General features: G+C 63.7%; 18 protein-coding genes. 5 read left to right on the top strand and 13 right to left on the bottom strand.

The features are described from left to right. The 4 genes from D4Q51_RS01405 to D4Q51_RS01390 all read right to left on the bottom strand — a co-directional run. Positions 1-1,094 (bottom strand): acyl-CoA carboxylase subunit beta (locus D4Q51_RS01405; protein ID WP_162925064.1); only part of this gene is annotated, 1,094 nt, incomplete at its 3' end. Between the two features lie 75 nt (positions 1,095-1,169). Then, positions 1,170-2,519 (bottom strand): glutathione-disulfide reductase, encoded by a 1,350-nt coding sequence (gene gorA / locus D4Q51_RS01400; RefSeq protein WP_120075839.1) that lies wholly within the window; start codon positions 2,517-2,519, stop codon positions 1,170-1,172. Between the two features lie 101 nt (positions 2,520-2,620). After that, the gene (locus tag D4Q51_RS01395; protein WP_120075836.1) at positions 2,621-3,637 is read right to left on the bottom strand and encodes a hypothetical protein; all 1,017 of its coding nucleotides are present in this window, start codon (positions 3,635-3,637) and stop codon (positions 2,621-2,623) included. Positions 3,638-3,718: 81 nt separating this feature from the next. Next, a complete protein-coding gene (locus D4Q51_RS01390) occupies positions 3,719-5,125 on the bottom strand; it encodes a DEAD/DEAH box helicase (protein ID WP_120075833.1) in 1,407 nt (468 codons plus the stop codon). Positions 5,126-5,422: 297 nt separating this feature from the next. Here D4Q51_RS01390 and D4Q51_RS01385 point away from each other — a divergent pair, with 297 nt between their 5' ends. Further along, positions 5,423-6,664, top strand: a complete 1,242-nt coding sequence (locus tag D4Q51_RS01385; RefSeq protein ID WP_162925084.1) for a hypothetical protein — start codon at positions 5,423-5,425, stop codon at positions 6,662-6,664. Here D4Q51_RS01385 and D4Q51_RS01380 read toward each other — a convergent pair. From D4Q51_RS01380 to pgi, 3 genes are all read right to left on the bottom strand, one after another. Continuing rightward, complete coding sequence (locus D4Q51_RS01380) at positions 6,661-7,143, bottom strand: TspO/MBR family protein (protein ID WP_120075828.1); 483 nt, start codon at positions 7,141-7,143, stop codon at positions 6,661-6,663. The genes D4Q51_RS01385 and D4Q51_RS01380 overlap by 4 nt on opposite strands. A 109-nt stretch (positions 7,144-7,252) precedes the next feature. Next, positions 7,253-7,921 (bottom strand): EF-hand domain-containing protein, encoded by a 669-nt coding sequence (locus D4Q51_RS01375; protein ID WP_120075826.1) that lies wholly within the window; start codon positions 7,919-7,921, stop codon positions 7,253-7,255. Between the two features lie 90 nt (positions 7,922-8,011). Further along, positions 8,012-9,520: a glucose-6-phosphate isomerase gene (pgi, locus tag D4Q51_RS01370; protein ID WP_205689420.1), complete on the bottom strand. Its 1,509-nt coding sequence runs from the start codon at positions 9,518-9,520 to the stop codon at positions 8,012-8,014. 240 nt (positions 9,521-9,760) lie between these two features. Between pgi and lepB the strand changes: the two genes are divergently transcribed. Genes lepB through D4Q51_RS01350 form a run of 4 tightly spaced genes read left to right on the top strand, consistent with a single transcriptional unit; the run spans position 9,761 to position 12,874 of the window. After that, the gene (gene lepB / locus D4Q51_RS01365) at positions 9,761-10,561 is read left to right on the top strand and encodes a signal peptidase I (RefSeq protein WP_120075821.1); all 801 of its coding nucleotides are present in this window, start codon (positions 9,761-9,763) and stop codon (positions 10,559-10,561) included. Further along, positions 10,558-11,229: a ribonuclease III gene (rnc, locus tag D4Q51_RS01360; RefSeq protein WP_120075819.1), complete on the top strand. Its 672-nt coding sequence runs from the start codon at positions 10,558-10,560 to the stop codon at positions 11,227-11,229. Before lepB ends, rnc begins: the two co-directional genes overlap by 4 nt. Beyond that, complete coding sequence (gene era / locus D4Q51_RS01355; protein ID WP_120075816.1) at positions 11,226-12,128, top strand: GTPase Era; 903 nt, start codon at positions 11,226-11,228, stop codon at positions 12,126-12,128. The genes rnc and era overlap by 4 nt, the downstream gene beginning before the upstream one ends. Next, the gene (locus D4Q51_RS01350) at positions 12,125-12,874 is read left to right on the top strand and encodes a DUF4272 domain-containing protein (RefSeq protein ID WP_162925083.1); all 750 of its coding nucleotides are present in this window, start codon (positions 12,125-12,127) and stop codon (positions 12,872-12,874) included. The genes era and D4Q51_RS01350 overlap by 4 nt, the downstream gene beginning before the upstream one ends. A gap of 114 nt (positions 12,875-12,988) precedes the next feature. Here the strand turns inward: D4Q51_RS01350 and D4Q51_RS01345 are convergent, their stop codons facing one another. The 6 genes from D4Q51_RS01345 to plsY form a co-directional block, all read right to left on the bottom strand. After that, a complete protein-coding gene (locus tag D4Q51_RS01345; RefSeq protein ID WP_240624510.1) occupies positions 12,989-14,395 on the bottom strand; it encodes an MFS transporter in 1,407 nt (468 codons plus the stop codon). Positions 14,396-14,455: 60 nt separating this feature from the next. Then, the gene (locus tag D4Q51_RS01340) at positions 14,456-14,638 is read right to left on the bottom strand and encodes a hypothetical protein (RefSeq protein WP_120075812.1); all 183 of its coding nucleotides are present in this window, start codon (positions 14,636-14,638) and stop codon (positions 14,456-14,458) included. Further along, the gene (gene topA / locus D4Q51_RS01335) at positions 14,638-17,202 is read right to left on the bottom strand and encodes a type I DNA topoisomerase (RefSeq protein WP_120075810.1); all 2,565 of its coding nucleotides are present in this window, start codon (positions 17,200-17,202) and stop codon (positions 14,638-14,640) included. Before topA ends, D4Q51_RS01340 begins: the two co-directional genes overlap by 1 nt. Positions 17,203-17,289: 87 nt before the next feature. Next, the gene (locus D4Q51_RS01330) at positions 17,290-17,661 is read right to left on the bottom strand and encodes a hypothetical protein (RefSeq protein ID WP_120075807.1); all 372 of its coding nucleotides are present in this window, start codon (positions 17,659-17,661) and stop codon (positions 17,290-17,292) included. Continuing rightward, positions 17,654-18,751, bottom strand: coding sequence for a DNA-processing protein DprA (dprA, locus tag D4Q51_RS01325; RefSeq protein WP_120075805.1), 1,098 nt, complete (start codon positions 18,749-18,751; stop codon positions 17,654-17,656). Before dprA ends, D4Q51_RS01330 begins: the two co-directional genes overlap by 8 nt. Next, positions 18,748-19,347: a glycerol-3-phosphate 1-O-acyltransferase PlsY gene (gene plsY, locus D4Q51_RS01320; protein WP_120075803.1), complete on the bottom strand. Its 600-nt coding sequence runs from the start codon at positions 19,345-19,347 to the stop codon at positions 18,748-18,750. Before plsY ends, dprA begins: the two co-directional genes overlap by 4 nt. Between the last annotated feature and the right edge of the window lie 105 nt (positions 19,348-19,452).

Raw genomic sequence — 19,452 nt, 5'->3', positions numbered from 1 at the left:
AGGAAGCCGGGCACGTCCACGAAGGTCACGATCGGGATGCTGAACGCATCGCAGAAGCGCACGAAGCGCGCGGCCTTGCGGCTGGCGTCGATATCCAGAACGCCCGCCAGCACCATCGGCTGGTTGGCGACGAAGCCCACGGGCTTGCCCTCGATCCGGCCGAAGCCGGTGATGATGTTCGCACCGTGCTTGGGCTGGATTTCGAAGAAATTGCCGTCGTCCACCACTTTGCGGATCAGCTCGTGCATGTCGTAGGGCATGTTGGAGCTGGCCGGGATCAGCGTGTCGAGGCTGTCCTCGCGCCGGTCCCACGGATCGTCTGTCGGCAGTTCGGGCAGCGGATCGCGGTTGCTCTCGGGCACGAAGCCGATCAGTTCGCGCGCGGCCAGCAGCGCCTCGATGTCGTTCTCCAGCGCAAGGTCGGCAACGCTCGTCTTGGTGGTGTGCACCACCGCGCCGCCGAGGTCCTCCTGCGTCACTTCCTCGTTGGTGACGGTCTTCACCACGTCCGGCCCCGTCACGAACATGTAGGAGCTGTCCTTCACCATGAAGATGAAGTCGGTCATGGCCGGCGAATAGACCGCCCCGCCCGCGCACGGCCCCATGATGAGGCTGAGCTGCGGGATGACGCCCGATGCCAGCACGTTCTTCTGAAACACCTCGGCATAGCCGCCAAGGCTGGCCACGCCTTCCTGGATGCGCGCACCGCCGGAATCGTTCAGCCCGATCACCGGCGCGCCGACTTTCATGGCGTTGTCCATCACCTTGCAGATCTTCTCCGCGTGCCGCTTCGACAGACTGCCGCCGAACACGGTGAAATCCTGGCTGAAGACATAGACCAGTCGCCCGTTGATGGTGCCGCTGCCGGTCACCACCCCGTCGCCCGGTATCTTCTGGTCCTGCATCCCGAAATCGACGCAGTCGTGCTCGACGTAGGTATCGAGTTCCTCGAAGCTGCCTTCGTCCAGCAGCACGTCGAGCCGTTCGCGCGCGGTCAGCTTGCCCTTGGCGTGCTGCGCGTCGATGCGCTTCTGGCCCCCGCCCATGCGAGCAGCTTCACGGCGGCGTTCCATTTCGGCGATATTGGCGGACAAGTCGGCTCTCCTTCACTTGGCAAAAGCCGTTGCACGAGAAACGGTTTCGGTCAAATCGGCGCTGGCGGCAGAAGCCTAGCGCATCAGCACCAGTTCTTCCGCCATTGTCGGGTGAATCGCCGTGGTCGCGTCGAAATCGGCCTTGGTCAGCCCGGCCTTCACCGCGATGGCGGCGGCCTGCATCATTTCCGGCGCGTCGGGCGCGATCATGTGGATGCCCACGATCTTGCCGTTCTCCCCGTCGCAGATCATCTTGATCAGGCTGCGCTCGTTGCGCCCTGCCAGCACGTTCTTCATCGGCCGGAAATCGCTGAGGTAGACCTTCACGCTGCCCAGCTTGTTCTTCGCCTCGCCCTCCGTCATGCCGACGGCGGCGATGGGCGGGTGGCTGAAAACGGCGCTGGGGATGCAGCTGTGGTCCACCGCCACGGGATCGCCATCGCCGAACACGCTGTCGGCAAATGCCTGCCCCTCGCGGATCGCCACGGGCGTCAGTTGCACGCGGTCGGTCACGTCGCCCACGGCATAGATGTGGTCGATATTGGTCTTGCTGAACCGGTCAACCTTCACCTCGCCGTTCTCGCCCAGTTCGACGCCTGCGGCTTCCAGCCCCAGGTCCTTTGTGTTGGGCACCCGGCCCACGGCGAACATCACCAGGTCCGCCTTTTCCTCGTCGGAATCGGAAAGCTTCACGAAGTAGCCGCCCTCATCGCACGGCTTGATGTATTCGAAGGTGGTGTTGAAGCGAAACTTGATGCCCTTCATCGTGGATATCTGGAGGAGCCTGTCCCGCACGCCCTCGTCGTAGGAGCGGAGCAGGCGGTCGCCGCGATTGATCACGTGAACATCGCAGCCGAACTCGTTGAAAATGCCTGCAAACTCGTTGGCGATATAGCCGCCGCCCGCGATCAGGATTTTCTTAGGCAGTTCGTCCAGGTGGAACGCCTCGTTGGAACTGATCGCGTGTTCCGCGCCCTGGCACGTGGGCATGCGCGGGTGCGCGCCGGTCGCGATCAGGATATATTTTGCGGTGTACTTCGTGCCGTCAGCCAGCGTGACCTCGTGCGGGCCGGTGATGGTGGCGCGCTGCTTGAATATCTCGACGTCGTGGTTTTCCAGCGTGTCCGTGTAGGCACCTTCCAGCCGGTCGACATCGTTCAGCACGTTGTCGCGCAGCTTCTTCCAATCGAATTTCCTGCCCTCGATCTCCCAGCCGAACTTCTGGCAATCCTCCAGGTCCTCCGCAAAGTGCGCACCGTAGACGAGCATCTTCTTGGGCACGCAGCCCCGGATCACGCAGGTGCCGCCGACGCGGTGCTCCTCCGCAATCGCCACTTTAGCGCCGTGGGCCGCCGAAACGCGGCTGGCGCGCACCCCGCCGGAGCCTGCACCGATGGTGAAAAGGTCGAAATCGTATTCGGACATGGGCGAGGGAAACTCCTGCTTGTGGCATTTTCGTAAGGTCCATGGCCATACGTTCGCCGAGGGGCAAGAGTTTCAAGATTGCTGCCGGTGGACGCGAATCGTCAGCTTTCGATCAGCAGGCCATGGTTGGCGAGCATCTGCCAGCTTGGTCCGACATGCATGGCCACCAGCGCGTCCGGAGCGATACCGCCGAGGTTTCTCAACACGCGGGTGATCGTGTCGACCTTGTTTTTCTCGCCTTCGCCGAGGGCGACAAGCGCATCAGGGCCGTGGGTAAGCCGTTCCTGGAACAGCAACGAAGTATCGAGCGAATTAAAATCGAACCCGATGAAGGCAAGCCGGCGCGCATTCGTCAGCCCGGCTTGCAGGGAAGCCTTCATCTGGCGGTCCTCGGAAAATTCGCTGGCAGTGCGGATACCCTCGGCAACCTTGAACAGGGCCTTCGGATTGTCCGCGCCCCATTCTGCCTCGGCTTCTGTGCCTGCCTGCCATTCGAGCCGCCCGGCACGCCCGTAGGGATGCACGACCTTCAGCTTCTCGGCGCACAGGTCCTGCGCCTCGGTGATCGGCATGCCGAAGCCGGAATGCAGCACCCACGGCATGTAATGCTCGATTGCTCGGTCGCAGTTGAAATTGACGATGTGGAGATTGTCGAAACAGTGTTCGGCGCGCGAACGCGAAACGCCGTCCACCACCATGTAACCGAGCTGGAACAGCCAGTTCTCGGACCCGCGAAAGGGCATATCGCCCGGATCGCGCGGTTCCGCTTCCATCGCTGACTGGCGCTCCGCCTGGAGGGTGTAATGGGCGATGGCCAGCTTGCCCGCGGCCTTTACGTGCTTGTCCTCGCCGTGCTGCTGCAACAGCGCATGGATGGAACTGGAAAGACGAGAGCCGGCGCGGATGCGCATACCGGCATCGCGCAGGTTCTCACCTTCGCCCTTCACCCGCTTGAAAAGCTTGTCGAATTGCTCGATCTCGGGCGTTGCCAGGTCGCTGCCGAGCCGCTGGAAATCGAAGCCTTGTGCGATCTTGCCCAGCATCTCGCGCTGGCCAAGCAGTTCCACTTCGACCGCGGCACCTGCGCCAACGACAATAGCGGTCTTCGTCCTGATCATGGGTAGCCTTATTCCTCGCGCGCTCCGGTACGAAAGTGTCCTAGAGCGCGCGTGGTTAAGATTAGGCTATCCTTGGCATTCTTATCCTTGCGAGGAACCCTGCGAACGGCCGCGACCGCCACGGCGCTGGCCCCGGCCCTGACGACCACCGCCCTGACCGCTGCCCTGCCCCTGGCCACCGCCGGGCTTGCCGCCGCGACGACGATTGCCGCCACCGCGATTGCCCTGGGGCTTGTCGTTCATCCGGTCGGCAGAAGCGCCACGCGGCTTGGGCTTCACCCGCTGCCGCGGCTGGCGCGGTTCGGGCTTGGTCGGGCCGACGCCTTCCACCACGGCGCGGAAATTGTCCGGCAGCGGCAGACGCTCGAAGCTGGCGTCGGTCTGCTTGTTGATGTCCTTCAGGTATGCGCGTTCGTCCTCGGCACAGAAAGCAATCGCCACGCCGTCGGCTCCCGCACGCGCGGTGCGGCCGATGCGGTGGACGTACTGCTCCGGTACGTTGGGCAGTTCGTAGTTGATCACGTGGCTGACGCCGGGAATGTCGATCCCGCGCGCGGCAACGTCTGTCGCCACCAGGATCGGCGTCTTGGCGGACTTGAACTCCGCAAGAGCGCGTTCACGCTGCGGCTGGCTCTTGTTGCCATGAATGGCGTTCGACGGGATGCCGACCTGCGAAAGCTTCTTCACCAAGCGGTCCGCGCCGTGCTTCGTGCGAGTGAAGATCAGCACACGCTCGAACTTGCCGGGCACCTGGTGGCGTTCAGACAGGATCATCTCCAGAAGCGCCTGCTTCTCGTCCTGCTGCACCATGAACAGGTACTGGTCGATCCGCTCCGCAGTGCTTGCTGCGGGGGTGACGGAAACGGTGACCGGGTCGCTGCAATACTTGCCAACGAGTTCCTTGATCTGCTTGGGCATCGTCGCGCTGAAGAACAGGGTCTGACGGTCCGCCGGCACCAGTTCGCTGATACGGCGGAGCGCGTGGATGAAGCCCAGGTCGAGCATCTGGTCGGCCTCGTCCAGGATCAGCACTTCGACACCCGAGAGGTGGAACGCTTTCTGATCGATAAGGTCGAGCAGGCGGCCCGGCGTCGCCACAAGGATGTCGCAGCCGCGATGCAGCTTGTTGCGATCCTTGTTCACCGACGTACCGCCGACGATGGAATGGACCTTCAGACCCGCCAGCGCGCCATAATCCTTGGCGCTCTGGGCGATCTGGGCTGCCAGTTCGCGCGTGGGGGCAAGCACAAGCATGCGGCAGGACTTGAACGGAATGTTGTTATCGGCCTTGCGCAGGTTGTCGATGCTGGGGAGCATGAAGGCCGCGGTCTTGCCGGTGCCCGTCTGCGCGATGCCCAGAAGGTCGCGCCCTTTTAGCACGGGCGGAATGGCCTGCGCCTGGATGGGCGTGGGTTCCTTGTAGCCCTGCATGTCGAGGGCCTGCATCACCGGCTGCGACAGCCCGAGATCGGAAAATTGGATAGTCATCAGAAGTATTTAACTCGCAATATATGCGACAGGCACGCAGCCTTGTGGGCGCGCGCCATCGCGGGGTTTGAAAACCGCCCGCGTGAAAAGGGAAGCTTTGGAAAAAGGACCGAAGGGCTGCCGGGGTGGGATTTGTCTCGTCCACCGCTTCACGCTGGCGCGCGCTTCGATGGGCGGCATGTGGTGGAGAGCGGGCGAAAAGTCAATTGGTTTCGCCTGCAGGCGGCGCGTTTCCGGTTGCCTCCGGGGGCGGATCGGCGCAGCATTCGAGTAGGGAAATAGGGGGAGTGGCGCACGGTGCAAGCATCGATCCTGCGGCGAATGGCTGGGCCGGGCCTGCTGTTCACGGGCGCTGCCATCGGCACGTCCCACCTCGTCCAGTCGACCCGCGCGGGCGCCATGTTCGGGGCGGCGCTGATCGTGGTGATTGTCCTTGCCAACCTGCTCAAGTACCCAGCCTTCCGCTTCGGCGTGGATTTCAGCCACGCGCGGCGAGCGTCGTTGCTGACCGGATACCGCGAACTGGGCTTGTGGGCGCTGGCGCTGTTCCTCGTCACCGTGATCCCGCTGGTGCCTATTGTCTGGGCCGCGCTGGCAGCGGCGACTGCGGGGATCGTGGCTGCCGTTTTCGGCCTCACCATATCTATGCCGCTCCTCGCATCCATCGTGCTGGTAGCGGCGTCGGCCCTGCTGCTGCTGGGCGGTTATCGCCTGCTGGACCGGGTGAACGCGGCGATGCTGGCCTTCCTCGCCGTCTCCACCCTCATCACCACCGCTATGGTGCTGCCCCGCGTCGAGTGGGGCACGCTTGCCGATTTCGCGTGGACGCAGGAAACCGCCGCCCTGCTGTTCATCGTCGCGCTGGCTGGCTTCATGCCCAATCCGATGGACGTTTCCGTGATCGTATCGGTGTGGAAAGTGGAGGCTGACCGCGGCCTGCCACCCGAAGCCCGCCCGAAAATCGAGGAAGCGCGAGGGGCCTTCTGCTGGCCCTACGTAATAACGGCGTTCATGGCCGTGTGCTTCTGCATCATGGGTGCAGGCGTCATGCATTCGCAGGCCATCGCGCCGGTCAGCGATGCGCCGGGCTTTGCCGCGCAACTGATCGGCCTTTACCGCGAAGCGCTTGGTCCGGGCGCTGCGGTTCTGGCCTCCATCGCCGCGCTTTCGGTGATGCTCACTACCGTGATCGCCGCGCTCGACGCCTATTGCCGCGCGGTGCCTGTGGCGCTTGCCGTGTGGCAGGGCCGCCAGGAGCAGAGCACGACGCGGCGCGGATACCTCTATGCCTGCATCGTGCTGGTGGGTCTTGCCGTGATCGCGCTATTCACGCTGATGCGCGAGTTCACCGTGTTCCTCGACTTCGTGACGTCAGCCACCTTCGTCGTCGCCCCGATGATCGCGCTGCTGAACCTGTTGGTGGTGACGCGGTGCGACATGCCCGACGAGGCGCGGCCCGGCATCGCGATGAAGGCGCTGTGCATCACGGCCATCGCGGTGATGACGGCGCTGGCGGTGATGTATTTCGTGCTGGTCTAGGCAGCATTCGCGCCGAATGGACGGTTCATCCGCACGATCACGAGGTTCAGAATTGCCGCGAAGCTGACCCAGGCGAGGTAAGGCACGATGAACCAGCTCGCCAGCTCGTCCCACTGGCGCAGAAAAATCGTCAGCGAAAGGACCGACAGCCAAAGGAAGGGGACTTCCACCAGCGCCCAGTCTGGCCGTTTCACGGTGAAGAACAGCGGCGACCACAAGAAGTGGAACACGCCGTTCACGAGGTAGAGCCCGATCAGCAGGTTGGTCTCGCCAGCCGCCTCCGCCGCGGGCCAGCAGCGTACGAAGGCCCAGGCCGCAAGCCCCAGGATAATCGTCCATGCCGGGCCGAACAGCCAGTCGGGCGGCTGCCAGCTTGGCTTGCGGAGGTTGTAATACCAGTCGCCGATCTTGGTCAGCAGCCCGCCACCAAGCCCGAGGATCACGGCCCATGCGACGGCGAAGACGATCGGGAATGTCATTCTGACTTCCTACACGCGGTGCGGCGCACATCCAAACGCCGCTTCGTCCAAAAACAAGGGGCGACGGAATTCCTTCCGCCGCCCCGTGCGTGACGAACTCTTGCTTAGATCAGGCAACCCGGCCGGAGTTGCGGGCATCCTGAAATTCTTCCTGCGACAGGTAAGAGTCCCCGTCGTCATCGAAGTAGAAGAAGGTCTGTCCAGCCTCGTTGATCTCGTCCTGCGTCAGGTGCGGACCGCGTGCGTCGTTCGGCTCTGGCGGGACGGGATCGGTCGGCAGCGCCCAGATCGCGTATTCGGCGACCGAAAGCTGGCCATCGTCGTTGCGGTCGAGATAGCTGAAATCCATCGCGCTGCGTGCAGGCATGGAGGAGCCGGACGAAGCGGACATGGCACTGCCATCGCCCATCGATGCGCCGCCCGACATGGCGTCGCCCTCGGCCATGCTATCGCTTTCCATCGACCCCGAACCGGACATCGCGCCGTCTTCCATCGAACCGGATTCCATCGAACCGTCGGCCATGCCGCCGCCAGAGTTCATTTCGGACTGCATGTCCGCCATGTTGGCGTCGTACTCGTCGCTCACGGCCTGGCGGTCCATCGCGTCGTAATTGGCTTGCTGGTCTTCGTTCAGATCGCCGCCCACGGGATAGGGCTCGTCCTCGTCGACGATCTCGTCGATATCGTCGACCGGCGTGTTCTCGACGTCTTCGGAGCCGCACGCGGCAAGCCCGAGTACGGCGGCGGAGGCCATGGTGGCCATCAGCATCTTTTTCATATCTCTTCCTTCCATTCGTTACATCGGCGCAACGCATGGCGGGAACGATCTATCCGAAAAAGTTGTCAGTTATCCGCTATGTAGGGCGCGCTAGCCCAGACCGGCCGCTTTCAGCAGGGCTTCGGTGCTGGCATCGAATTGCTCCCCGCCCTTCTCGATCTTCTTCGCGATTTCCTTGCCCAGCTCCACGCCGAACTGGTCGAACGGGTTGATGTCCAGCATCACGGCGGCGGCGAAGACGCGGTGTTCGTGGAAGGCGATCAGCGCGCCGAACGTGGCCGCGTCCAGATCGTCGCACAGGATCGTGGCCGAAGGGCGGTTGCCGGGATAGTTGCGGTGCGGGTCGTCGCTCTGCTTGCCCGCCATCAGCGCGGCGCCTTGCGCAAAACAATTCATCAGCAGGATGTGGTGATGGGCGCTGTCCAGCATGTCGCCCGGCTCGATACTGGCGATGAAGTCTATCGGCACCGTATGGGTGCCTTGGTGAAGCAGCTGGAACACCGCGTGCTGTGCATCGGTGCCCACCCCGCCCCAGGTGATCGGCGCGGTCGGGCCGCTCGGCTCCCCGTGCACGGTCACGCGCTTGCCGTTCGATTCCATTTCAAGCTGCTGCAAATAGTCGGGCAGCAGGCGCAGCCGCTCGTCATAGGCGAACACGGCGCGCGTCTGGCAGCCGCGCAGGCGCAGGTAGAACAGGTCGGAGAACGCGGCGCGCAGCGGCAGGTTTGCCCGCCCGTCCGTGTCGCGGAAATGCCGGTCCATCGCGGCGGCCCCGTCCAGCATCGCCTGGAAATTGTCCCAGCCGATGGAAATCGCGATGGGGAAGCCGATGGAGGACCACAACGAATATCGCCCGCCCACGCTCTCCGCGAATGGCAAGATGCGCGTCTCGTCCACGCCCCACTCCACGGCCTTTTCCGGGTAGGCGGTGAGCGCGATCACGCGGCCGGTGGGATCGCTAACGCCGTTGTCCGCCAGCCACTTCAGCGCGGAGTGGGCGTTGGTCATGGTCTCGATGGTGGTGAATGTCTTGGAAGCGACCGCGATCAGCGTGGTAGCGGGATCGCAGGCGGCAAAGGCTTCTTCCAGCGCAACACCATCGATGTTGGAGACGACGTGCACGTCGACCTTCGGGTCGTCACGCCCCAGCGCGTCCACCGCCAGTGCCGGGCCGAGCGCGCTTCCGCCGATACCGACGTGGATCAGGTGCTTCACCTCGCCCATCGCGCCTTCGTGTATCGCACCGACGAGCAGCTTCATCCTCTCGCGCAGGGCCTCGGCTTCCTCTACGCTGGCATCCTGCCCCACGCCGCGCAGGGCGGAGTGTTCTGCCGCGCGGTTCTCCGTGGGGTTCACAACCTCGCCGCCGAACAGCCGGTCGCGCATTTTGCCGAAATCGGATGCCTCGGCCAGCGCCTCGAACTCACCGAGCAGTTCGTCGGTCAGGTGAGTCTTCGACCAGTCGAAACGGATGCCCACTTCGCCAAGCTCGATCCGCCCGGTCAGCTTGTCGACGCGGTCCGGATCGGCGGCGAACAGCTCTTCAAGCGTGGGGTCAGGATGCAGGGCCAGGGCGTTCCAGGCTTCGTCGCGGGTCATGCTCACTGGTGGCGATTCCTTTCCTACCGGTTTCCCGCATGGCTAGGCCCTCGCGCCATGAATGGAAACCGCAAATCGGGGCTTTTTTGTGCATTTGCGAAGACGCGGGGGAAACCTGCGATTTTCTCTATCAGGACAGTGTTCCAGGTGTTCCACATTAGACCGCCCGCATCCGCCATCCGTCGACTTTTGCAAGGCCACGCTTGACGCGCGCGCCCTCTCGCAACAAGACCGCCGCCGATGACAGACAATGTAACCCCGCGCGAAGTGGTAGAGCCGAAAAAGGCCAAGCCCGAGGAAAAGGAAGACTGGAAGAGCTTCGGCTGGTTCCTGGTCAAGCTGGTGATCGTGGTGCTGCTGTTCCGCACCTTCGTCTTCACCAGCTTCAACATCCCCTCGGAGTCCATGATGCCCCGCCTGCTGGTGGGCGACTACCTGTTCGCGCAGAAGTGGTCCTACGGCTACTCGCGCTACTCGCTGCCGTTCGATGTGGACGTGGGCGATGGACGCGTGTTCGCCAGCCTGCCGGAGCATGGTGACGTCGCCATTTTCAAGCACCCCATCGACAAGAGCGACTACATCAAGCGCGTGATCGGCCTGCCCGGTGACACCGTGCAGATGGTGGACGGCCAGCTGGTGCTGAACGGCGAGCCGGTGCCGAAAGAGCGGATCGAGGATTTCGTGGTCGAACTGCCGGTGGGCGAACGCTGCTATTCCGGCCGCTTCGCGATGCAGACAGAGACGGGGATTCCCGCCTGCCGCTATCCGCAGTACCGCGAAACGCTGCCCAACGGCGTCAGCTACAACGTGCTGGACCTTGGCGTGGTGGGCGTGGACAACACTCCGCCCGTCGTCGTGCCAGATGGCCACGTGTTCATGATGGGCGACAACCGCGACAACTCGCAGGATAGCCGCCGTCCGTCCGTTTCCGGTGGCTGGGTGGGCCTGGTGCCGACCGAAAACCTCGTGGCCGAAGCCAGCTTCATGTACTGGTCGTGGGGCAACGGCGTGCGCTGGAACCGGATCTTCCAAGGCATATGAGCACGCTGGAACCCGGCACGCGCAAATGGCTGGAAAGCCAAGGCTTCACCGTGAAGGACGAGGCATTGTGGCACGAGGCGCTGACCCATGGCAGCCTTGGCGAAGCGAAGGACTACGACCGGCTCGAATTCCTGGGTGACCGCGTGCTGGGCCTCACCATCGCCGACTGGCTCTACACACATTCGAACAGCGCCGAGGGCAAGCTGGCACAGCGGCTGAATGCGCTGGTCAGCAAGCAGGTCTGCGCCGGCCGCGCCCGTAGTATCGGCACCAGCGATCACGTACGCATGGGCAAACAGGCCCGCGAGGACGGCGCGCAGGATAGCGATAACGTGCTGGGCGACATCATGGAATCGCTGATCGGCGCGAACTTCCTCGAAGCCGGTTTCGATCCCACCAGCACCCTGATCCGCGACCTGTGGCGTGAAGTGTTCGACGGCGAAACGGGCCGCCGCAAGCATCCCAAGAGCGCGCTGCAGGAATGGGCCGCCGGAAACCAACGGCGCCCGCCGGAATACGCCGTCACCGACACATCCGGCCCCGATCACAATCGCCGCTACACCGTGCAGGTCAGCGTGTACAAGGTGGGCGCGGTAGAAGCCACGGCCAGCGGCAAGCGCGAGGCAGAGACCGAGGCCGCGCGTCTATTCATGGAGAAATACGGATGAACGAGTCCGAACAGAAATGCGGTCTTGTCGCCGTGATCGGCGCGCCCAACGCGGGCAAGTCCACGCTGGTGAACCAGCTCGTCGGCCAGAAGGTCGCCATCACCAGCGCCAAGGCGCAGACCACCCGCGCGCGCCTGCTGGGCATTGCCCTGCTGGACAATGTGCAGATGATCCTCGTCGACACGCCCGGCATCTTCGAACCCAAGCGCCGCCTCGACCGCGCGATGGTGAGCGCGGCGTGGGAAGGCGCGGTGGAAGCCGATGCCGTGCTGCTGGTGGTGGACCCTGTGAAGCAGCGCCGCCACGAACTGATGCCGCTGGTGGAGCAGTTGAAGGACCGCAAGGAGCGCAAGATCCTCGTGCTCAACAAGGTCGATGTTTCAAAGAAGGAGCCGCTGCTGGAACTGGCGCAGGAACTCACACAGCTTGCCGATTTCAGCGAGGTATTCTTCGTCTCCGCTCTCACCGGAGACGGCGTGCCCGAGTTGAAGCAGCAACTCGCCTCGCTGATGCCGGAAGGCCCCTGGCACTACCCGGAAGACCAGGTCTCCGACGCCAGCGAGCGCCTGTTGGCTGCCGAAGTGACGCGCGAACAGCTTTACCAGCAGTTGCACGAAGAACTGCCCTACGATGCCGCCGTGCGCCCCGAAAGCTACACCCAGCGCCCCGACGGCAGCGTGGAGGTACGCCAGCAGATCGTGATCTCGCGTGACAGCCAAAAGCCCATCGTGCTGGGCAAGCAGGGCAGCCGCATCAAGGCCATCGGCGAAGCGGCGCGCAAGGAACTGTCGGAAATGCTGGGCGTGAAGGTCCACCTCTTCCTCCACGTGAAAGTGGACGAGAAATGGGCCGAAAACCGCGAAGTCTACGAGGAAATCGGGCTGGACTGGGTGAAGTGAGCCGAATTGGCGAATGGCTGTCGCGAATCTTTGGCACCGATGACAAAGTGCCAAGGGTTGTTCCATTTGACGGTGAGCTGCCTTCCGATTTCCATGCAAAGTCGCGCAAGGCCCGCACGGAAACTGCGCTCGTCAGGCTTGGTGTGCCAATCAATCGACACCTGCCGCGCATCGAAGATGAATCCGAAGTTCAACTTCGATCTCCAGAGGAAGTCTTCGCACGATTCTCGGCTTTGATGACCTGCGCATTACGGGCCGATGGATTGCTCTGCGAACCTTCGCCGCACGCGGTTGACAGCAAGATCCGCGAAACAATCAAGCTTAGACAGCTTGCCAGTCATTTCTCCCCAGAGGAGACCGCATACCTCGCCGAGTTCAGTCCGACCCAGCACCAGTCTGTGCAGTTCGCTTGGCAATACGAAGCAGCACTTCCTCTAGCTTGGGCTCTTGGGCGTTGGGACGACGAACTCGGCTTGCCCGATCAAATCGTCGATCTCCCGCGACTTGTCGAACTCTTCAATACTGCCTCTGAATGGCAGAATCTCGACCTACGCGATGTGTCGGAAATTCTCGACCAAGCGGACCTGATCTACAGACTACATTGGGCCTGTCGCAATGCGAGCCAGGCAGATGAAGAAGCGCCCGTCGGATTGGACTACGGGGTCGTGATGGAACGGCACAAGGCCCTGAATTGGCTGGTGGGTTATTGCGAGCTCGAGTGGGACGATGTCACCACCGACACATGAGCGGGCTCAAAGAGCGCCCAGTATCTCCAGCTTGGCTTTCAGCACAAGCTCTTCGAACGGCTTGGCGATGTAGACATCGGCACCGACGGTGAAACTGGCCTGAATGTGTGCCGATCACCCGTTTGCCGCGCTCTTACGCTGGGAGAACCGCGCGAGGCTCGCCAGTGCCGCCACCACGGCCAGGGCGCAGCTGACATACAGCGGCACCGGGCCAAGGCCCAAACCGCCCGCCAGCAGCAGGCCGATCACCACGGCGGCCATCGTCTGCCCGAACAAGCGCGAGGTGGAGAGCAGGCCGCCTGCCGCCGCTGCCCGGTCACGCGGGGCGCGGCCGATAAGCAGGCGCGAGTTGGGGCTGAAGAACAGGCCGAAGCCCAGCGCCGTCAGGCTCAGGCGCCAGGCGATGCCCCATTCGCCCGGCTGATCGGGCATGGTGGCGAGCAGCAGCAGGCCGACGATCGCGATGCTCATGCCTGTGACGCCCAGCTTGGTCGCCGGGATCCGGTCCGACGCCCAGCCGGAGATGGGCGAGACGACCAGCATCGTCAGCGGGAACGGCAGCAGCAGCAGGCCCACGGTCTGCGGATCGTAGCCCATGCCGATCTCCAGACGGAACGGCAGGCCCAGCATCAGCGCGCCTGCGGCGATGAAGCTACAGAAATTGGCGAGTGCCGACAGCCCCAAGACTGGCTTCGAAAGCAGGTCTACCGGGAATACCGGAGCCTCCCGCCGCCGTTCGCGCCGGATCAGCAGCAGCAGCAGGATCACACCCGCAACGAACGTCGCAATGCCCCAGCCCAGCGCGTCGTGCGTACCGAGCTGGATGCCGCCGACGAGGAACAGCATGGTCAGCGCGCTCAGCACGCCGCTGCGCCACTTTGAAGGCTGGTCGCGCGGTTCGGGATCGGGCAGAGATCGCCCCATCAGCAGCGAGACGACCGCCAGAGGCGCCGCAGCCACGAAAACGATCTGCCACGGCAGGTTGCCCACGATGTACCCGCCCAGCGTCGGCGCGAGGGCAGCGGAACTCGCCACGATAACGGAGTTGACGCCCATGCCTGTGCCCAGCTTGCTGGCCGGATATATCTGCCGCAGCATCGCTGCCGAAACGCTCAGCGCCATGGCCGCGCCGATGCCCTGAAAGGCGCGCAGCAGCAGCAGAACGGTGAAGCTCTCGACGAAGTAGCACGCGGCAGAAGCGACCATGAACAGTCCCTGCCCCGCCTGGTAAAGCGTTCGGTGGCCCAGCCTGTCACCCAGCGACGAAAACGGCAGGAGCAGCATCACCAGCACGAGCTGGTAGACCGTCACCACGTTGGTAACGGCTGCCTCGCTGACCGAGAGTTCGCGGGCGATGGTGGGCAGCGCGACATTGGCAATCGCGCCGTCGATCACCAGCAGCGCGGTGCCGAAGCTGATTGCTGCAATCGCCCACCACCGACGCGGCTTTGGCAAGCCGGGATGGTCATCCGCAACCTTCCCGGCCTGCGGATTGTGGGAGAATGTGCCGTGGCGCTGCATCGCCACCATGTGCGACCGTGTTGCCAATTGTGCAAGTGCGAAAAAATCCGCCGTTCGGCGTCAGCGCTTCTTGGCGATACCGATCTTGTTCTTCTTGGCGAAATCCCGCGTCGATTCCTCGCTCCGGTTCAACGCCTTGGCGATCTGCTTCAAGCCCTGCCCCTTGGCGGCGAGCAATTTCAGCTTGCCCGCCTCCTCACCGTTCCAGGGTTGCTTGTGGCGTTCGAATTGCTCCTTGGCCATCAGCTGTCTTCCGCAGTCTTCGCCGGGGCTTTCTTCTTGGCCGGAGCCTTCTTCTTCGCGGCGGTCTTCTTCTTGGCAGGAGCCTTGCGCTTCTTCTTCGCCGGACCCTTCGCCGCTTTCGCCGCGATCAGTTCCAGCGCCTGTTCCAGCGTCAGCGCGTCCTTGTCGGTATCCTTGGGGATGGTCGCGTTGGTGGTGCCGTCCGTGACGTAGGCACCATAGCGGCCGTCCATCAACTTGATCTCGTCACCCGCGTCATTCTTGCCGAACACCTTCAGCGGCTCGCGGCTACCGCGCCCACCGCCCTTACGGTTGGCCGATTGCGCCAGCAGGTCCACCGCGCGGTTCATGCCGATCTCGAAAATTTCGGCGGTGTTCTGCAGCTTGCCGTAGGTACCTTCGTGACGGACCGCGGGGCCATAGCGCCACAGGCCCGCCTCGATATCCTTGCCGGTATCGGGATGCTGGCCGACCACGCGCGGCAGGGCGAGCAGCTTGAGCGCCCATTCCAGGTCGAAATCGTCGAGGTCTTTCGGGATGGAGGCGCGCTTGGCGTCCTTGCCCTCGCCCAGCTGCACATAAGGGCCGAAGCGCCCGGTCTTGCGCTCCACCGGCAAGCCCGTTTCCGGGTCTTCGCCCATCACGCCATCGTTGCTGCCATCCTCGCCGCCCGGCTGACCGAACTTGCGACGGAAATTGCACTCCGGATAGTTCACGCAGCCGATGAACGCGCCGTATCGGCCCCCGCGCAGGTGCAGTTCGCCCCCTTCGCGGCCCTGCTCGGCACACAAGGGGCACCAGCGCGGGTGATGGCCGTCCTCGCGTTCGGGGAAGAGGAAGTCCTCGAGGAAGGTGTCGAGCACCTCGGTCACTTCCGAAGGCTGACGCTCCATCACCTCGTCGCTCTTCGGCTTGAAATCGCGCCAGAAGTTTTCCAGCAGCGTCTTGTACTGGAAGCGCCCGCCGGAAACCTCGTCAAGTTCGTCCTCCATTTCCGCGGTAAAGTCGTAGGCGACGTAACGGGGGAAGAAGCGTTCGAGAAATGCTGTCAGCAGCCTGCCCGAATCCTCTGCGAAGAAACGGTTTTTCTCCATCCGTACGTAGTCACGGTCACGCAGCGTCTGGATGGTGGAGGCATAGGTGGAAGGTCGCCCGATGCCCAGTTCCTCCAGCCGCTTCACGAGGCTGGCTTCGCTGAAACGCGGCGGCGGTTGGGTGAAGTGCTGGGTCGCCTCGACGGCCTTCTTTGCCGGGCTGTCACCCTTGCGCATCATCGGCAGCAGGTTGTCGTCGTCCTCTTCCGATTTCTCGTCGAAGCTTTCGGAATAGACGGCAAGGAAGCCGGGGAACTTCACCACCTGCCCGGTGGCGCGCAACTCATGTGCGCCGGTCGCCTCGCGCAGGGTGACGGTGGTGCGCTCCAGCTGCGCGGTCGCCATCTGGCTCGCCATCGCGCGCTTGAAGATAAGGTCGTACAGCTTCGCCTCGTCGCCGGATCCTGCGCGGTCCTTGCTGAAATTGGTCGGCCGGATCGCTTCGTGCGCTTCCTGCGCGTTCTTCGCCTTGGTCGAGTAGAAGCGCGGCTTTTCCGGGCGATAGTCGTCGGAGAACCGCTCCGCAATCGCATCGCGGCAGGCCATGATCGCGCTCATATCCATCTGCACGCCGTCGGTACGCATGTATGTGATTGCGCCCGCCTCGTAGAGAGTCTGGGCGCAGCGCATGGTGTGGCTGGCAGAGAAGCCCAGCTTGCGGGCGGCCTCCTGTTGCAGGGTAGAGGTGGTGAACGGCGGCGCGGGGTTGCGCTTCACCGGCTTGGTGTCGACTTCCTCGACCTTGAAGTTGCCGCTCTCGACGGCAGCCTTCGCAGCGTCCGCCGTGCCCCTGTCGCCAATTGAAAGCCGCTCCAGCTTCTTGCCGTCATAGCGCACGAGGCGCGCGTCGAAGGCGGTGCCGTCCTGCTCCATCTTGGCAACCACGGACCAGTATTCGTCCGCCCGGAACACCTCGATCTCGCGCTCGCGCTCGCAGATCAGGCGCAGCGCCACGGACTGCACGCGGCCTGCCGATTTCGCGCCCGGCAGCTTGCGCCAAAGTACGGGAGAAAGGGTGAAACCGAACAGGTAATCCAGCGCGCGGCGGCCCAGATATGCGTCGATCAGATCCTGATCGAGTTCGCGCGGCTTCTTCATTGCCTCGGTCACGGCGGTCTTGGTGATGGCGTTGAAAGTCACGCGCTCCACCTTGGTCGGCAGTGCCTTGCGTTTCTTCAGCAGGTCCATGACGTGCCAGCTGATCGCCTCGCCTTCACGATCGGGGTCAGTGGCCAGGATCAGGCGGTCTGCATTCTTTGCGGCATCGGCAATCGCCTTCACCTGCGCCCGGTTTCGCTGGTCGGCATAGACTTCCCAATCCATCGCGAAATCCTCGTCCGGTCGAACCGAGCCGTCCTTGGGCGGCAGGTCGCGGACGTGGCCATAGGAAGCCAGAACCTTGAAGTCCTTGCCGAGGTATTTTTCGATGGTTTTCGCCTTGGCGGGCGACTCAACGATGACGAGTTGCATTGTGACTGAAGTATCCTGATGTCCGGCCCGGCACGGCGAGCCTCACGTGTACGTACGCGCGAAGGTGGTGGCCCTTGGCCGGATTCGTCAAGCCGCCTTTCGCATCTTCAGCCACGCGGCGATGAAGAGCGCGGCAAAAACGAGGTCCACCGCTCCGCCGAGTGCCATATCTTCCGCCGCCTGCCCCTGCGACCAGAAGGCCAGCGCGGGAATGCCGAAGCTGATCTTCTCGAACACGGTGAGCGGAAGGAAAGCGGCGTAGCGCTGCGGATCGCGGGCGATGACGAGGAACACGCCCTGGAACACCAGCGCAATCCCGGCGAAGGCGAAATAGAGCAGCCGGTGCGGATCGGGCGCGTCGGTGAAGTAAAGAGCCGGCACGGCGAGAAAACCGTAGATCGCGGCTATGATATATACGCGCCGCGCGAAAGTGACGGCGGAATTCGGCGTATCAGGCAAGGCTCACTCTCCCACCGGCGTGGCGCTCCAGCCGCCCGGCAATCTCCAGTTCCAGCAGCGCCATCTGCACCGCGCCCGGCGTCGTGCCGGTCTGGCGGACCAGTTCGTCCACCGCGACGGGCGCGCTGGAGAGGATCGTGGCAATGTCGTCTGCCGGAAGGTCTTCGTTCGCTTCGCTGAACGCGTAGTTGTATGCGGCTTCCCGCACGCTGGAACGGGGCTGGCCGTCGAAGCCCGAGAGCAATTCGACGACGTCCTGCGGGGTTTGCACGAGCACGGCGCCTTCGCGGATCAGCTGGTTGCAGCCATGAGACCGCGCATCCGCCGGATGGCCGGGAATGGCCATTACTTCGCGACCCGCCTCGCCCGCCAACCTTGCGGTGATGAGTGAGCCAGACTTCGGCGCGGCTTCGACCACGAGGGTGCCCACGGCGAGCCCTGCGATGATGCGGTTGCGCTTGGGAAACTGCTGCCCGCGCGGCTCGGTGCCGGGCGGTTCCTCCGCGATCAGCAGCGCATCGCTGGCGATCCGTTCCTGCAACTTGGCGTGCTGTGCGGGATAGGCAATGTCGATGCCGCTGGCGATCACGCCGACGGTGTGTGGGAATGCACCCTCGTGACTGGCCCCGTCGATACCCTTGGCAAGGCCGGAGACGACCACGAAGCCCTCCGCCGCCAGTTCGCGCGCAAAATCCCGCGCCAGCTTCACGGCAGCGGCAGAGGCGTTGCGCGCGCCCACCATGGCGACGCAAGGCCGCGAGGCCAGCGACAGGTCGCCGCGCATGGTCACGATGGGCGGCGCGCCGTCCATAGCCGCAAGGTTTGCGGGATAGTCCGGCTGATCGTGAAACAGGTAGCGCGCCCCGGCCTTGCGCGCGGCCTGCACCTCTCGCTCGATCCGCTCGCGCGGCGCGGCCTTGTAATTGCGCTTGGCACCGCGAGCGGCCAAGTCCGGCAGGGCGTCCACCGCGTCGCGAGCATTGCCGAAGCGGCCCAGGAGCTGGGCATAGCTGACAGGCCCGATATTGGCAGAGCGCAGCAGCTGGATGCGGGCAAACGCCTCCTCCTGCGACAGCTTTTCCGCGGTCAATTGCCCTGCCCGATCTTCGGCTCCTCTCCGCGAACGAGGCGGCCGATGTTCGCGCGGTGCAGCCACAGGACGAGCACGGCGATGATCGCCAGCGCAGGCACGTAGGCCGCATATCCCAGCGCGGCGGCAGCAATCGCAGCGGCTATCACCGCGCACATTCCGGCCAGAGAACTGATGCGCGAGAGGTAGGCGACGGCGATCCAGACCAGCGCGTAAGCAAGCCCGATCGGCCACGCGAGACCAAAGGAAACGCCCGCATTGGTGGCTACGCCCTTGCCGCCCTTGAAGCCGAGCCAGACCGGGAAGCAGTGACCCAGCACCGCGCCGAGGGCAGCGAGGGGAACAGGGCCGAAAGCACTGGCCGACTGGTCGAACACAGCCTTGGCGATCAGGACCGGCATCAATCCCTTCGCCAGATCGAGCAGCAAGGTAGCCGCCGCCAGCTTCTTCGAACCCGTACGCAACACGTTGGTCGCGCCGATGTTGCCGCTGCCGATACTACGGATGTCGCCCTTGCCACCTGCCTTGGCCAGCAGGAGGCCGAACGGGATCGAGCCGAAGGCGTATCCCAGCAGCAATCCAAGAAACTGTTCCATCAATGCCCCATAACCGTTAGCCCCGAGCTTGTCGAAGGGCTGTCTTTTCCTCTAGTTGAGCGCCTAAGTGAAGTGCAGGGCTTCGACAAGCTCGGCCCGAACGGA

Source organism: Aurantiacibacter odishensis (assembly GCF_003605195.1).
GTDB classification, from domain to species: domain Bacteria; phylum Pseudomonadota; class Alphaproteobacteria; order Sphingomonadales; family Sphingomonadaceae; genus Alteraurantiacibacter; species Alteraurantiacibacter odishensis.
The sequence above is the reverse complement of the archived record's forward strand: the minus strand, read 5'-3'. Positions and strand labels throughout refer to the sequence as shown.